Origin of the sequence: Bartonella sp. AA126HLJHH, assembly GCF_042197425.1 — a bacterium.
In the GTDB taxonomy this organism is placed as follows: Bacteria; Pseudomonadota; Alphaproteobacteria; order Rhizobiales; family Rhizobiaceae; genus Bartonella.
Genome location: NZ_JBHIRU010000005.1, coordinates 82,432 through 98,759 on the forward strand (window position 1 = coordinate 82,432; position 16,328 = coordinate 98,759).

The following is a 16,328-nucleotide window of genomic DNA, read 5'->3' on the forward strand; positions in this document are numbered from 1 at the left end:
AACAATAAAACGAAATTAATGATTAGATCTTTCAAATTCACGCAAGAGTTTATTTCCACGTTCAACGGTCTCATCTAAACCATCTTTCGGCGTTTTTGAACCACTAAGAACAGCTTCCAACTCTTGATCAAGAATGGCACGAATTTGTGGTAAATTACCAAATCTTATCCCTTTTGAGTTAACTGTTGGTGGATTAAGATTAATCTGTTTGATAGCTATATCCGCACCTGGCGTTTTTTCATAGAAATGTTGTTTTTTGCTCAATTCATAAGTCGCTTTTGTGGTTGGGAGATAACCTGTTTCCTGATGCCATTTTGCTTGATTTTCTGTTTTTGAAAGAAATTTAAGAAAAGCGGCTGCCCCTGCATATTCCTTTGGAGTATGTCCCTTAAACGCCCAAATAGAAGCTCCCCCAATAACTGAATTTTGTGGTGCTCCTTCTGTATCCTTATAGTACGGTAGCATACCAACCCCCACATTAAACTGCGCTTCAGAAACAATCCCAGCATGTGATCCTGAAGATTGCATAAAAATTGCACAATTTTGTGCCATAAACATTGGTGTTGAATCTAATGCACCTGCTGGACCACCGTAACGGAAAATACCTTGATCAGACCACTTTTTCAGGTCAGTCCACATACGCACTTGTAAAGGTCCATTAAATGTAAGTTCTGAATCAAGTCCTTTGAAGCCATTTTCCTTCGTTCCAAAAGGAACATTATGCAACGCTGAAAAATTTTCTATACCAATCCATTGAGCGGCATAAGCCATTGTAAAACCACAAGTCGCCGCTTTAGTCTCAAGAATTTTCTTGGAAAAGTTTTCTATATCTTGCCATGTTCTAGGAGGCTGTTCTGGATCAAGCCCTGCTTTTTTAAAGATATCTTTGTTATAATAAAGGATGGGTGTTGAAATATTAAATGGCATAGAGACGATACGTCCCTGTTCATCGGAGTAATAACCACTAATAGCAGGGAAATAATCTGTAGGATCAAATTCTTGTTTTGTATCAGCCATAAGTTGATAAAATGGGTAGATTGCGCCTTTTGCAGCCATCATAGTTCCAGTACCAACGTCATAAATTTGAGCAAGTACTGGCTGTTTCTTTCCACGAAATGCTGCAATGAGTGAAATCAATCCCTCTTCATATTCACCGCGAAATGAAGAAACAACTTTATACTCAGATTGACTTGCATTAAAATCGTTAATGAGACTTTCAGTTTGCTTTCCTAATTCACCACTCATAGAATGCCAAAAGCTGATTTTTGTCTGTGCAAAACTTTCTGTCATCCCCGCTGTGGACATTATGATAGCAACCGTGGCCGCTATGGAAAGATAAAAACGACTCATGCTTCACCCTTTCTGAAGTGATGGAATACAAACTACCCCTAAATTTATAGTATTACACATGAACATGCTATGACTGTTTTATTTCAGAAACATATTCTCTCATTTAAACAGGAACCACTTAAAGGTCAAATGAATTTGTTTAAATTTATTTATTTTCTTTTATAAGCTTTCTTATGTATTCACGAAATACGCGTTTGTAACTATCTGAAAAAAGTGAGATGGCTTAAATAAGCAAAGTCACTTGGTAAAAAGATATGGATCGTAAATATCATTCAATGACTATTTTAATATCTGGATTTACTTTTTTAAAAAGAATTGTTTATTCTTTTATTATTTGTCTTATAACTTTCGGCTTATAACTTTAACACGATGCTGCTACTGAATTTAAAGAAGAGACAAATAGAATTTTTTTAAAATTAAGAAAATCATTTTGAAGCGCTTAATAGTCTCTTTCCCTGTAACAAGGTCACACCCCTCACGCAAAACAAAATGACACTGTATGACCAATTTCCATGCTGTTAAAAAATCTTTCAATACATCTACATTTCATGATAGAACCTATAAAATAAGCCCTAAAGCCTCTCCATTAAAGTATATAAGACTTTTTGTATGCCATCATTTTTACACTTCATAAAAGTGCAAAACGACATCATCATGTGCGACCCTAATGCTTAAACAAGCCTTGCATTTGAAATATGTTAAATGAATATTTTTATTCTTTTCTCAATCATTTTTTATCCACACTCCAACCCTGCTTGTAATGTTCAAACGAATGATTTTGATTGATTCATTGTAAAAATATTTTAAATAAGAGAATCTTACGTATTAAGGTCTCTTACTCACATGAGTAAAATATTAATTATGATTATAATCAATGTATTATTGTTATATATTAGATAATTTTTCTTCTTTCATTACGCTAACTTTATGAAGATATATAGTTCCTTTTGTGTTGATGTATTTTTACCTTTGTGCACACAATTGTAATGCGAGATCAGGTTGATCTGTCGTAATATAATGTACAGGCATATCAAGCCAATATGATAACCGAGCTTTTCCATTAATTGTCCATACCCCTACAGTAAAACCAGCCTCAAGAGCAGATTCAATAAAGTTCTGTGAAACAATAGAGCCATCTAAACTTAGATCAGAATAACCTAATTGCTTCCATTCAGAAAAATGACGGTACATATCACCTTCAAAATTATCAACACATGGACCAGATGGTATTCCTGCTTCAATAAAAGGACGAAGGATAAAAGGATCAAAACTAATTGCAGAAACCCGTTCTGATAAATTTCGGCTTTTTATTAGCGCAAGCGCTTTTTGGGATAATATTGTTTCGCGCTCCACTTCACCGCATGTCTTGATTTCAAGATGCAATGCAACATTCGTTGGTGCTAAAAGATCAAGCACTTCTTCTAATAAGGGAGGTGCTTCTTGGCTTCCTTTTACGCAGAGTTGTTTGCGCGTTTCATTATCAATGTCGTGAATATACCCCTTTTTTCCAACCAATTGGTCTAGACGGAAGTCATGAAAGACAACCACTTCACCGCTTTTCAGCAAATGAACATCGCATTCAATTTCATCAACACCTAACGCTATAGCATTATTAAATGCTGAAAGGGTATTTTCAGAATAAAGATGAGCTCCTCCACGGTGTGCAACAATTTTTTTCTCAGACATGCAAAATCCCACACTCCTCAATTTTAAACGATATTGACTTACAGATTGCCAGATAAAGGCTTATATCATATGAAAATACACAATCATTTTTAAATGATTTTTTCTACACTTTTCGAATATCAAACCCTCAATCATATTTTATTCTTAAAAGACTTATCCTTCATTTTAATTATTCCCATTCAATAGTACTAGGAGGCTTTGAGGTTACATCATATACAACACGATTAATCCCTCTAACTTCGTTAATAATACGTGCTGCTGTCTTACTTAAAAACGCCATATCATAAGGATAAAAATCAGCAGTCATTCCATCTACAGATGTGACGGCGCGAAGAGCACAAACAAATTCATAAGTGCGACCATCCCCCATCACGCCAACAGTTTGAACTGGAAGAAGAACAGCAAAAGCTTGCCAAATTTCGTCATAAAGACCGGCTTTACGGATTTCCTCAAGATAGATAGCATCTGCTTCACGTAAAATTTCTAATTTTTCACAGGTCACAGTACCTGGACAGCGAATTGCAAGACCGGGACCTGGAAAAGGATGGCGACCAATAAACTGCTCTGGTAATCCTAACTCTCGCCCTAGCAAGCGAACCTCATCCTTAAAGAGCTCACGTAACGGTTCTACAAGTTTCATCTTCATCTGTTCTGGTAGCCCACCCACATTATGATGGCTTTTAATGGTTACCGTTTCACCAATAGCAGAAACACTCTCAATCACATCTGGATAAAGTGTTCCTTGTGCTAAAAACTCTGCACCTCCTATTTTTTTCGTTTCTTCTTCAAAAACTTCAATAAAAAGGCGACCAATTGTTTTGCGTTTTTTTTCTGGATCTGTCTCACCTTTTAAAGCATTAAGAAACACATCAGCAGCATTAACGTGAATAAGCTCTATATTATAGTGATCACGAAAGAGCGTGAGAACTTCTTCAGCTTCATTCTTGCGCATCAGCCCATGGTCTACCAAAATACATGTCAGTTGATCTCCTATGGCTTCGTGAAGGAGTACCGCTACAACAGATGAATCCACTCCCCCTGAAAGACCACAAATCACACGACTTTTCCCAACTTTTTGTCGTATCGTAGCAATTGCCTGCTCACGATAAGAAGCCATTGACCAACTACCTTTAATAGCAGAGATCTTATGAACAAAATTTTGCAAAAGTTTTGTACCATCCGGTGTATGGATAACTTCAGGATGAAACTGTACCGCATAAAAATATCTTTTCTCATCAGCAATAGCCGCATAGGGAGCTCCTTTTGAGGTTCCTATGACACGAAAACCTTCTGGTAAAGCTGCCACACGGTCACCATGGCTCATCCATACTTGATAACGAGAACCTTTTTCCCACACTCCATCAAAAAGGGCACTCTCTTCTTGAACTTCCAAAAAAGCACGCCCAAATTCACGCTCATGTCCAGCTTCAACCTTTCCTCCAAGCTGAACACACATGACTTGTTCACCATAGCAAATACCCAAAATCGGAACACCCGCCTCAAAAATTTCCATTGGAGCACGCGGAGAGCCCTCATCAATAACGGAATAAGGACTCCCTGATAAAATAATAGCTTTAGGATTTATGCGGCGCACAGCTTCTAAAGCCAATTGAAAAGGAGTAATTTCACAATACACTCCCATTGCTCGTACCCGTCGTGCAATAAGTTGTGTAACTTGTGAACCAAAGTCAATAATAAGAACAGTGTCTGGATGTGATATGCTCATAGAAAACCAATCAACAATTGTAAAAGAAAACTCATGAGAGTTATGATTCAATCTTTCTCTTTTCACAAGCCTGTTTTCTTAAGAAAAAGATTATTCTTGTAAAGTTTATGATAAAAAGTGCAAAAATATGGATCAATGTTTTTTTTGCAACACAGATAAAAAGAACCCATCTGTTTGTGTTGTGGCCGGCGACAAAGTAAGTCCATAATTTGAAAAAACTGGTTGCACAGGAGAAAAACTAAAATGTTTCTGCCAAAGCGCTGGCATATCTATTGGAGAAAAATGAGAATGTTGTTGAAGGAAATGGGAAATTTGTTCCTCATTTTCATCTGTAAAAAGAGAACAGGTAATATAGATTAGGCGCCCATTTGGCTTAAGATAAGCTATCGCTTCATTCAAAATATCCCTCTGTTCTGCTTGGCGTTGTTTCACTTGTTCTAATGTTAAACGCCATTTCGCATCTGGACGACGACGCCATGTTCCTGTCCCACTACATGGTGCATCTAGTAGAACTCTATCCATCTGGCCTATTAATGGCTTCAATTCTTCTTTTTGTGCTCGTGTTTGTACATTACGAACACCAGCACGTCGAAGACGATCAAAAATAGGAGCTAGGCGCACTTTATCAAAATCATAAGCATAAATTTGCCCACGATTGTTCATATCGGAAGCTAAAGCTAATGTTTTGCCCCCAGCACCTGCACAATAATCTAATACCTGCATGCCCTCTTGCGCTTCCACAAGGTGAGCAACAATTTGAGATCCTAAATCCTGTATTTCAAAGTGTCCTTTTTGAAAAGCTGGTTCCACTTGAACATTGGGATGACGATTAAACTTTTCAATCGGTGCAATTCTTAAAGCTTGCCCAAACCATGGAAAAGATTTAAGTTTGGTTTTTGCTAATTCTTTCAGCACCTTTTCTGGTGTTGCCTTTAGGTTATTTACCCGTAGGTCTAAAGAAGGACGCGTTGCTAACGCAGCCGCTTCAGTGATCCAATTATCACCAAATAAAGGACGCAGATGCGCTTGACACCATTGCGGAATATCACCACGAATATAGTCTGGAGCATCCACTAATTGCTGACCTTGCCACGATTTACGCTGTTTATCCCCTAATAACTGCGGTGCAAACCGATCTTCTGCCAATTCACCATCAATTTGCTCCAGCGTCATTTTTCCAGAATCTAATAAGGCACCAAAAACGATATCTCGGATATAATCACTCTCCATACGCCATTGTAAAGAATAACGTCGTCTTAAAACATCATAAACGATTGTACCAATAGCTGCACGATCACCTGCTCCAGCAAAGCGATGAGAAAGACCCCAATCCTTTAAAGCTTCTCCTACTGGGCGATGCTTCATTTCTATCTCTGTGAGAACATCTATTGCTGCTTGCAAACGCCCACCTAATCGCATTCATTTCTCCCATTAAAATAATAAAATTTTAAATCATCTAAAAAAATAATATTATCGCCTTCTTGCCAATGAAACCTTCTCAAAGCCATAAAAAATTTACATTCAATATTAAAATGATCTGATCATACTTTTTTATAAGATCCAATTTAGAGTATCTAAATTTTTCCTTTCATCTTCTGCCCATTCGTTTTTTATCCTTCTACCTCTTATACTAAAAGATACGTAGCCATCCATAAAAAACTTATTTCCGCCACGCATTACGAAAAAACCAAACTCTTTAATTTATTTGCGTAAAATAAAATTTACGAGGATTGTCTGAACAATAGAAAAAATCTTCTCATAAAATTAAACAAGTTCATCTTACGTTCAACAAAAAATTAACTTTTTAGAAAATGCTTGGAACCACTATTTGGCATGACCGTTTTTACTCTAATGGCAACTGCCAGACAATTTTAAAGGAGAAAATAATGACTTATAATAATGGAAAAACAACTTCGTCTAAAAGCGGTCATAATACAATGCCCTCAAACAACGGAAAGAAATCCGTCCAAAGTGATCAGACAAACACTCGCCAACGTGCGTCAAAGACTGGACGGAAGACAACAAAAAGCTAATTCTAATTTTATATAACTTATTTCATATAGTCTTAACAGAAAGGATTAGAGTTTTAACCTCTAATTCTTTCCTTTTTGGGATTATTACACCAAATTACAAACAGAAAAAAGCGCAGTCTCTCTTTCTGGTTCTCGGAAAATTTTATATTTATGCAATATGATATTAGGCTCTTGTATCTTTAAACTGGCCCACGATAATTTGGACTCTCTCGTGTGATAGAAACATCATGCGTATGACTTTCATGGAGTCCCGCATTCGTAATACGTACAAACGTTGCTTTTTCACGAAACTCTATGAGATCTTTTGCTCCAACATACCCCATCGAAGCACGAAGTCCACCAGCAAGCTGATGTAGAACTGATGCTATAGGACCTTTATAAGCCACCTGCCCCTCCACACCTTCAGGAACCAACTTAAGTTCATCACGAACATCATCTTGAAAATAGCGATCTGCCGATCCTCGTGCCATAGCACCAACAGATCCCATGCCGCGATAAGCTTTAAAGGATCGTCCTTGATAAAGATAAACTTCGCCAGGACTTTCTTCTGTACCCGCTAAAAGAGAGCCAATCATAGCAGCACAAGCCCCACCTGCTAAGGCTTTAGCAAAATCACCTGAAGCTTTTATCCCCCCATCAGCAATAACGGGAATGCCCGCTTTTTCAGCAACTTCTGCAGCATTCATAATGGCTGCAAGCTGAGGAACACCAACACCTGCAACAATTCGCGTTGTGCAAATAGAACCAGGACCAATCCCAACTTTTATAGCATCCGCACCACTGTCAATCAAAGCCTGTGTTGCTTGAGCAGTCGCCACATTACCAGCAATAATAGCTGGAGAAAACGTCATTTTTTTAATACGCTCAACAGTGTCTAATACACGCTGAGAATGTCCATGTGCAGTATCAATTACTAGAATATCAACGCCTGCATCAATTAATCGTTCAGCCCGCTCAAACCCATCGTTCCCTACACTACTTGCAGCTGCAACACGCAAGCGACCTTGTGAATCTTTGGCAGCGTTTGGATTTAATTTTGCTTTTTCAATATCCTTAACTGTTATCAGTCCGACACAACGATTCTGTTCATCCACAACTAATAATTTTTCAATACGATGATGATGTAAAAGATACTTCGCTTCACTGAGTTGAACATTTTCACGCACTGTGATTAAATTTTCATGCGTCATTAATTCATAAATTTTTTGTTTAGGATCCGATGCAAAACGCACATCCCTATTTGTCAAAATGCCAACAAGCCGTCCAGCAGTTTCACCTTTAGCACCATTTTCAACAACCGGAATACCGGAAATACCATGAGAGCGCATCAAAGATTTTGCTTCTTCAAGTGTTGCATCTGGTCCAATGGTGACTGGATTAACAACCATACCAGATTCAAACTTTTTTACTTGGCGAACTTCTTCTGCCTGCTCTGCAGGAGACATATTACGATGAATAACCCCAAGACCACCAGCTTGAGCCATAGCAATTGCCAAACGCGATTCTGTTACCGTATCCATTGCCGCAGAAAGCAATGGCAAATTGAGCTTAATATCCGCTGCAATGCGCGTACTGAGATCCACTTGACTAGGCATAACAAGAGAATGACCGGGTTGTAAAAGTACATCATCAAAAGTCAGTGCCAATGCACCTGTCCCCGTTTCAACAATCTTTGCCATATCAAAATTCCTTTTATAATAAAACACCGCAAGAAGCTTTAAAATACAACTGCGGTTCTCATACATGGTAGATTGGCAAAAAATTATGCCATGCTACAAACAAAATGAAAAGAAAAATAAATATTTTTTTAAGTGTGGTTTATAAAAATTTACAATTGTGATTCAATAGGTAACCAACTTATTATTTTTGCAAATGCGCGACGCCAAAAATTGCTTTCTGGCTCATAGTCAATGCTATATTTTTTTTCATTTTCAATAAAATCCCAATAAATACGATTATTATCACCAAGACGCAGATGATAGCTCATTTCCCCTGTGGTTTCTTCAGAAAACAACAAATCTAATCTTGCTGTAATGGGAGCACATTCAAAAAGAATGCCCATTTCTGTATTTAATGATGCTGATCTTGGATCAAAATTTAAAGATCCAATAAAAGCTGTTTTACGATCAATTAAAAAAGCTTTGGCATGTAAACTTGCCTTACTCGATCGAAACAATCGTAACCCATGAGTATTGCCTTCCGCTTTTAATTCATAAAGATTAACACCACTTTTCAACAATGCCTTACGATAAGGTACATAACCACCATGCACTAATGCTACATCAGTAGCAGCTAAAGAATTTGTCAGAATTTTGACATCAACACCCTTTGAAACCAAATTACTAAAATTCTGCGTGCCAACCTTACCAGGAACAAAATAAGGTGACGTAATCTGAACCGTTTTTTGGGCATTTCCAATAACCTTTGAAAGTGCCTTCATAAGCCAATTGCTTGCTTTTTTACGCAATGCTTTTTCTGGAGGGTCAGAAAGAACAACAACTTTGTCTGCTAAAAATAACCGCTTTCCTGTTTGGATAAAACAATTAAAGTTAATGTGCTCTTTGACATAATCTAAATAAACTTTTGCAACCTTGGAATCACGAAACTTTCGTAATTTATCTTTCCAATAGCTAAGATCACTTGCGCTTTTAGGAACAACCAAAGTATGAATTGGCAAAACAACAGCACTATTCCAAAAATCATCAAAGATACTTTCTACCTTTTTAACAGAAGGACCGATTAACATCAAATCTAAATCTCGAAAATGGGATTCTTTACCAGCATCAAAATAAGAATCTGCAAGATTACGTCCTCCTACAAAAGCGACCCTGCCATCAACAATAAAAGCTTTATTATGCATTCTACGTGTTACAGTAATTGCCCGTAATATAATTTCTAAACCACGGCGTAAACCACCTTTACGCGATCGCCCTGGATTAAACATTCTCACCTCAATATAAGGATGTTTATCTAGTGCAATATAAGCTGGATCACGTGCCTGAGCATTAATATCATCCAAAAGAAGCCGTACCCGAACCCCTCGATCAGCTGCCTCAACTATTTCACTTAATAATAGGCGCCCCGTTAAATCATCATCCCAAATATAATACATCAGATCAAGGCTACGCCCAGCCTCTGCAGCTCCTATTGCACGAACACAAAACGCATCCAAATTGCTGATAATGAGGGAAAGGGCATCTTTATCAATCCCCAATCCATTTTCTTTCTCAGCTAATTGACTGACGATACGATCAAGCTTAGTTTCATCTTTCTGAAGAGGTAACGCATAAGAACATTTCCCCCTAGCATTTTTCACAAAACGCCCATAGGTGTAGATTGCCAACATAGATGCAATAAAAAAAAAGAGGACAAAACCAATAACAATCTGTAAAAGAGTCAAAGAGGGCAAACTTTCTATTTTAAACTATCACATCATCAGTAATGCAAACGATAACACTAATCACTTTATCTTAATCGTATAGCAGATAAAATGCCACTTCTTGCTTAAGAGAGTATAAATTTAATATTGATGATACAAAAATTTTAGCGGTAGTATTTAAAAGTTTTTAAAAATGCTTCTCTGTTTTAATAAATGTAAACTTAACTAAAATTGTATAAATTGAAACAAACGATTAAAATAGTCACATAAAATTTATATTTGATTTAAATCTACAAAATTATCCTCTATAGATAAATTTTACAATAAATGATTATTTTCTTCAGCTTTCCCCCACGGACTTTATCAAAATCCACTCTATTTTTTTGAAACGCTTGCTTGTCATGAAGAGAAATTTGTTATGAATTTTACTTTCGTTCTTGATTTCTTATTGCTCTCAATTCTTCCATTTTTCTATAAAGTGTAGAGCGACCAATATGAAGGCGGCGCGCAATCTCACTCATATGTCCTTTATAATGTTTAATCGCTTTCTCTATAATATCAAGCTCCATTTCTGCAAAAGTACGTACATGCCCATCAGTATTCAAAAATTTTATCGATTCTTGCTCATTATCTTCTTGCATATTACCCTCAATGATATTGGGAACATTCATTAATGAATTTCCCATTAATTGCGGAAAATCTCGAACAGTTAATAACGGTCCTTCACTGAGTAAAATCGCACGAAATAAAAAGGTTTCAAGCTCATTTCTATTGCCAGGCCAATCATACTGCATAAGCAAGGAAAGAGCAGAGCCTGCTAAACCATGGACATGTGATCGCCCTGTTTCTGTGATAATGCGATCAATCAAACGTTGTGTGATCTCTGGAAAATCATCCCTTAATTCTCGTAAAGCAGGAACGCTAATAGACAAGTGAGAAAATTGTTCAAACAAACTATGCAAAAAAAAGTTCTCATTAACCAAGTCCTTTAAACGCGATGTTGAAATAGCGATGATCCGAAAAGGAAAAAAATCTCCTTTTGTATCCCTTTCCCTTTCTTTAAGGTAATGAGCAAACCGTTTTTGCTGTATGGGCTCAAGTCGATCAATATCACAAAGGCAAAGTGTCCCTTTTTCAAGAGAAGAAACCAATGGTAGGAATTCTTTAAACCACTGCTGATTTTCTTCTTCTGGATCAACGATGGCTGAACATTGAAAGCGAACAAAAACACCCTCCGAAAATAATCCCTCATGATGAATAATCCGAGCTAATGTCTCACGTCCTGTTCCAGCTTCTCCCTCTATCAAAAGATTCTGTAAAGAAGTTGCTGCTTGTCTCGATTGTTCTAATACTATCTGCATAGCTCTACTTTTTACGCAAAGATCAGAAAACCGTAAATGATTCTCTTTTTTTCGCCGAATATCTCGAACCTCATGCTCCAAGGCAGAAATAAGAGCAAGGATATCCAAAGTAACTCTTACACGTAATAATGTTACTGGATGGATCCAATAATCAATAGCTCCAGCTGTTAAAGCTTTCTGGAGTAAATGCTGATTCTCTTGTTGTGCTATAACGACAATAGGAACAGAAACACCAGCAACTCTAATCATTTTAATCAAATCGCTCACACTCAAATCACTCATAACGACATCAAGGAGTGCAAGCACAATGTTTTTACGCCTGTGTAAAAGATCAATCGTACGGAGACCATTTTCTGCTTCAATGACACGATAACCAAAACCTCGCAGCATAGAAGAAAGTTCTATACGTCTTCCATAATCTTCACTCGCAACAAGAATGGGACCAACCATAATGTCAATAATCTCCTTTGAGACTACTTAGCAGCTTAATATAAAAATTGTTGTAAACCATAAGAAATATTTTACCTCTTGTGTTTCACTTACGAAATTCATCAAGCTGTCAATTAAATACAACATTAAGGCATTTTTTTCCATTTTTTTGCTTTTTCATTGATTTTTATCAAATTTTTCATATTGACTCATGGGGTAATTTAATAATGTTATAGAAACTAGAGAGCAAAATAATCTAAATAGAGTGCAATAAATGAAACATACCTATCATATTTTATGTCTTACAATTACCGCCTTGCTGTTAAGTGCCTGTAACTTTTCGCGATATTATAACTCAAATATGCCAACTGGAATTGATGGAAAATGGGTTGATGAGAATGGTATTATTTCTTCTTTCCACAATGGTGTTTTTGAAACGCATGCAGCAGATACAGAAGAAAAACTATCAGAAGGAGCATATAATTATCTCAATGCCCAAAATATAGAAATTGAAATACGCTCTATTCTCCGTGGAACAATTTCTAGAGTCAATTGTACAATGTCATATGACGCCACACAACTTCTCTGCACCTCACATACAGGAGCACAGTTTTTCCTTAAGCGGAAATCTTAACAAAGTACAAGGGAAACCTCTCTTAAGAACAGAGGGAGCACACACATTAAGCAGGAGGCGATATCCTTTCTCCTCCTGATAGAAAATCCTCTCTAAAATACGCAAAGAGGCTGGTATAATCTTTACCCTGAAAATTTTCTAAACATTATGAAATGCGTAAAATAATCATTTTCTTCCACAAAATATCAGTAAAGCCACCTCACAATAAAATTGTAACTTTGTATCCTGCAATCTATTTCAACCTAAAATAACATTTTATTTGATAGGGAACTTTAATCTAAGCAGCTCCAATGCGCAAAAGATCATGAAAATGAACAATTCCTATCGGTTTTTTATCTTCAACCACAAAAAATGCACCAATCTGATGATCATTAATAAAAGCTGTTGCTGCACCAACAAGTGTATTTGGCTTTACAACTTTAGGAGCTTTGGTCATCACCTCGTCAACATTAAATTTTGATAAATTAAAATGAATGTTACGTGCAAGATCGCCATCAGTTACAATTCCGATTAGTTCACCTTCTTGATTCACAACACCAACACAACCAAAATGTTTTTCCACCAAAACATTCATCGCTTCAGTCATAGCTGTTCCCTGCATAACCAAAGGAATATTATCACCCTCATGCATAATATCACACACGTATTTAAGGCTTGCACCAAGAGAACCACCAGGATGATATATTTTGAAATCCGTTGCGGTAAAACCACGCATTTCTAAAAGAGAAACCGCTAATGCATCTCCCATTGCCAATTGCATAATTGTTGAAGTTGTAGGGGCTAAACCATGGGGGCAAGCCTCTTCTATCTTTGGTAGTAATAGCACAATATCAGCTTGCCGTCCTAACACAGAGTGCTTACTTGATGTCATCGCAATAAGGGGAATACGAAAACGCGCCGCATAACTCATAATACCACTTAACTCTTGAGTTTCACCAGACCATGATAAAGCAAGAATAACGTCATCAGAGCCAATCATACCAAGATCACCATGATTGGCTTCTGCAGCGTGCACAAAAAAGGCAGGTGTTCCAGTTGAGGCTAAGGTTGCTGCAATTTTTGTCCCTATATGACCACTTTTTCCAAGGCCAGTAATGACCACATGTCCACGCGCATTTCTAATAGTTTGAACAGCCGCTTCAAAAGAAGAAGAAAGACTTTCCAGCAGAGCTTTTTCAAGAGCTTCAAGCCCCTGCTTTTCACTAGCAAGTGTTTTAAGCGCTGATGCTACTGCACCTTGCAAAGCCATATGAGGAGACGGTATTGTCATAATCAAATTCGATCAATAAAATTAAGTGAGAGATCTATATCACTTTTCAACATTAATGGTTTCCAGTAAATTTTTCAATGAAGCAGAAACGTGGCTGTGCATATCAGCGCGTGCCAAAGAAAATGCAACGTTGGCTTCAATAAAACCAGCTTTAGAACCGCAATCAAAAGTGCGCCCTTTTACTTGCAAACCCCAAAAATCTTGCTCATTTGAAAGCCGTATCATAGCATCTGTTAATTGAATTTCATTTCCTGTTCCCCGTTCTTGAGTGGAAAGAATATTAAAAATTTCTGGCTGTAAAATATAACGTCCATTGATGTACAAATTTGATGGTGCCGTTCCTTGTGCCGGTTTCTCTACCATTTTTGTGATTTCAAAACCATTTGCAATCTGTTTGCCTTTCCCAACAATACCATATTTATGTGTTTCTCTAGGATCGCATTCCTGAACTGCTATAATATTCCCCCCACCCACCTTTTCATAAAGGCTCATCATTTCAGAAAGACAGCCCTTTTTCGCCTGTATCAACATATCGGGTAATAATAAAGCAAAAGGTTCCCCTGCAACTAATTCACGCGCACACCAAAGAGCATGCCCTAATCCCAAAGGTTGCTGTTGCCGAGTGAAAGAAGTTGACCCTGGTAATGGCTGTAAACGGTATAAGTGTGCAAGATCTTCTTTCTTTCCACATTCAGCAAGTGTCGTGTATAATTCAACTTGCGCATCAAAATAATCCTCAATGACTGCTTTATTACGTCCAGTCACAAAAATAAAATGCTCAATACCAGCTTCCCTCGCCTCATCCACAACATATTGAATAACAGGTTTATCAACAACTGTTAGCATTTCTTTAGGAATCGTTTTTGTCGCAGGAAGGAAACGCGTACCAAGACCTGCTACTGGGAATACTGCTTTCCGGATTTTACGCACACTCACCCTCCTCAATGAATTCATATAACTTTTTTGTTTTATTTATCATATGTTTTTACGAAATGGTAAAAAAGATATCTTATTGTTTTGATTATCATTATAATGGGCAATCAAAAATGTAAAAAGAGTCTGAGAATTTATTGAAAGGATTAAAACGAATTATTTATTTCAGTTTTTTCCTCTTCTTGATCATATTATCGATTAAACTAAATACAAAATAAAGTTATTGCACATCTAATGAATTGAATATTAATGGGGATTTCAAAATGCAAAAAACAGAATTGAAGACTTTCTCTTTTTTAGAAGAGAAGTCAATAGCTTGGAGAACTCTTTTCACTGTCTCTGCCGTTATTTTTTCTGCTTTTTTTATGTTTTTTATATCCCTTTCATATGCTGATAGCGGATTTAAACACTGGATTAAAGAATTTAAAAAAATAGCTATTGCTCACAATATTACCCCTTCTACGTTTCATATGGCGTTTAAAGGTGTTAATGCCATTGATCCTGAAGTTCTAAAAAGCGCCGCATACCAACCGGAATTTGTTGCTCCTTCCTGGAACTATTTCGATAATCGTGTCCATGATATCGCAATTGTGGAAGGACGGCGCCAAGCAAAAAAATGGAACAAATGGCTTCTTCAAATTGAAGAACGTTTTGGTGTTGACCGTAATATTCTGCTTGCTATTTGGTCAATGGAAAGCAATTATGGGAAAATTTTAGCGAATAAAAGTGTAATGCGTGATGCCATTCGCTCACTTGCAACCCTAGCCTATGCCGATAAAAAACGCGAAAAATACGCATATACACAGCTGATTGCTGCTATGAAAATTCTACAAAGTGGTGAAATTAAACGCTCTCAACTCACTGGATCTTGGGCCGGAGCATTGGGACATACACAATTTATTCCAAGCAGTTATCTCGCCTATGCTGTTGATATAAATCAAGATGGACGGCGTGATATCTGGAACTTTGTTCCAGATGCTCTGGCTACTGCTGCTAACCTTCTCCACAAAAATGGCTGGCAACCTAATCTTATTTGGGGAGTAGAGGTAAAAGTGCCACAGGGGAAAAACCTTCCTGAAGGCTGGTATTCCTTTGAACAATGGAAAAAATTAGGTGTAAAACACGCAAATGGGCACCCTCTTCCTACATCAGCTGAACAAGCAATATTAAAATATCCAGATGGAGCAAAAGGACCTATATTTTTAGTCACAAAAAATTTCTTTGTTCTGAAACATTATAATAATGCAGATCGTTATGCGTTTGCTGTTTCCCTTCTTGCTGATCGTATTGCTGGACATCTTGGATTAGTGCATGATTGGCAAAGACCTTTTCAGCCTATTACCTTCCAAGAGTGCAAAGAACTGCAATCTCGCTTAAGTGCATTGGGATATTATAAAGGAGATATTGATGGACAAATCGGAACAGCCTCTCGCAAAGCAATCAAAGCTTTTCAGCTGCATTACGGTCTAAAAGAAAATGGATATCCATCATCTCAAGTGCTTTTTATCCTTCGCAAACAATAATGGA

12 protein-coding genes are annotated in these 16,328 nt (G+C 37.2%); 3 read left to right on the top strand and 9 right to left on the bottom strand.

Annotated features, from left to right (window positions below):
- Positions 1 to 15: 15 nt before the first annotated feature.
- The 4 genes from ugpB to ACFIQC_RS04150 form a co-directional block, all read right to left on the bottom strand.
- On the bottom strand, positions 16 to 1,350 hold the full coding sequence (ugpB, locus tag ACFIQC_RS04135) for a sn-glycerol-3-phosphate ABC transporter substrate-binding protein UgpB (RefSeq protein WP_375618067.1): 1,335 nt from the start codon (positions 1,348 to 1,350) through the stop codon (positions 16 to 18).
- Between the two features lie 963 nt (positions 1,351 to 2,313).
- Entirely contained in the window at positions 2,314 to 3,036 is a 723-nt protein-coding gene (locus tag ACFIQC_RS04140; protein WP_375706777.1) for a glycerophosphodiester phosphodiesterase, read from the bottom strand.
- A gap of 169 nt (positions 3,037 to 3,205) precedes the next feature.
- Entirely contained in the window at positions 3,206 to 4,762 is a 1,557-nt protein-coding gene (gene guaA, locus ACFIQC_RS04145; RefSeq protein WP_375706787.1) for a glutamine-hydrolyzing GMP synthase, read from the bottom strand.
- 132 nt (positions 4,763 to 4,894) lie between these two features.
- Complete coding sequence (locus ACFIQC_RS04150) at positions 4,895 to 6,181, bottom strand: RsmB/NOP family class I SAM-dependent RNA methyltransferase (protein ID WP_375706778.1); 1,287 nt, start codon at positions 6,179 to 6,181, stop codon at positions 4,895 to 4,897.
- 467 nt (positions 6,182 to 6,648) lie between these two features.
- On the opposite strand from ACFIQC_RS04150, the gene ACFIQC_RS04155 reads away from it, so the two are divergent.
- A complete protein-coding gene (locus ACFIQC_RS04155) occupies positions 6,649 to 6,795 on the top strand; it encodes a hypothetical protein (RefSeq protein WP_375706779.1) in 147 nt (48 codons plus the stop codon).
- A 179-nt stretch (positions 6,796 to 6,974) separates the two neighbouring features.
- On the opposite strand, the gene guaB is transcribed toward ACFIQC_RS04155, so the two are convergent.
- The 3 genes from guaB to ACFIQC_RS04170 form a co-directional block, all read right to left on the bottom strand.
- A complete protein-coding gene (gene guaB / locus ACFIQC_RS04160) occupies positions 6,975 to 8,474 on the bottom strand; it encodes an IMP dehydrogenase (RefSeq protein WP_375706780.1) in 1,500 nt (499 codons plus the stop codon).
- A gap of 149 nt (positions 8,475 to 8,623) precedes the next feature.
- Positions 8,624 to 10,195, bottom strand: coding sequence for a phospholipase D family protein (locus tag ACFIQC_RS04165; protein WP_375629995.1), 1,572 nt, complete (start codon positions 10,193 to 10,195; stop codon positions 8,624 to 8,626).
- A 404-nt stretch (positions 10,196 to 10,599) separates the two neighbouring features.
- Positions 10,600 to 11,985 carry a sigma-54-dependent transcriptional regulator gene (locus ACFIQC_RS04170; protein WP_375639507.1) on the bottom strand — a complete coding sequence of 462 codons (1,386 nt, stop codon included), beginning with the start codon at positions 11,983 to 11,985 and terminating at the stop codon, positions 10,600 to 10,602.
- Positions 11,986 to 12,238: 253 nt separating this feature from the next.
- On the opposite strand from ACFIQC_RS04170, the gene ACFIQC_RS04175 reads away from it, so the two are divergent.
- Positions 12,239 to 12,598, top strand: coding sequence for a hypothetical protein (locus ACFIQC_RS04175; protein WP_375611849.1), 360 nt, complete (start codon positions 12,239 to 12,241; stop codon positions 12,596 to 12,598).
- A 277-nt stretch (positions 12,599 to 12,875) separates the two neighbouring features.
- Here ACFIQC_RS04175 and ACFIQC_RS04180 read toward each other — a convergent pair whose 3' ends face one another.
- Positions 12,876 to 13,868, bottom strand: coding sequence for an SIS domain-containing protein (locus ACFIQC_RS04180; RefSeq protein WP_375611850.1), 993 nt, complete (start codon positions 13,866 to 13,868; stop codon positions 12,876 to 12,878).
- 39 nt (positions 13,869 to 13,907) lie between these two features.
- The gene (locus ACFIQC_RS04185; protein WP_375621170.1) at positions 13,908 to 14,798 is read right to left on the bottom strand and encodes a UTP--glucose-1-phosphate uridylyltransferase; all 891 of its coding nucleotides are present in this window, start codon (positions 14,796 to 14,798) and stop codon (positions 13,908 to 13,910) included.
- A gap of 266 nt (positions 14,799 to 15,064) precedes the next feature.
- On the opposite strand from ACFIQC_RS04185, the gene ACFIQC_RS04190 reads away from it, so the two are divergent.
- Positions 15,065 to 16,324 (top strand): lytic murein transglycosylase, encoded by a 1,260-nt coding sequence (locus ACFIQC_RS04190; RefSeq protein ID WP_375621169.1) that lies wholly within the window; start codon positions 15,065 to 15,067, stop codon positions 16,322 to 16,324.
- Positions 16,325 to 16,328: the final 4 nt, after the last annotated feature.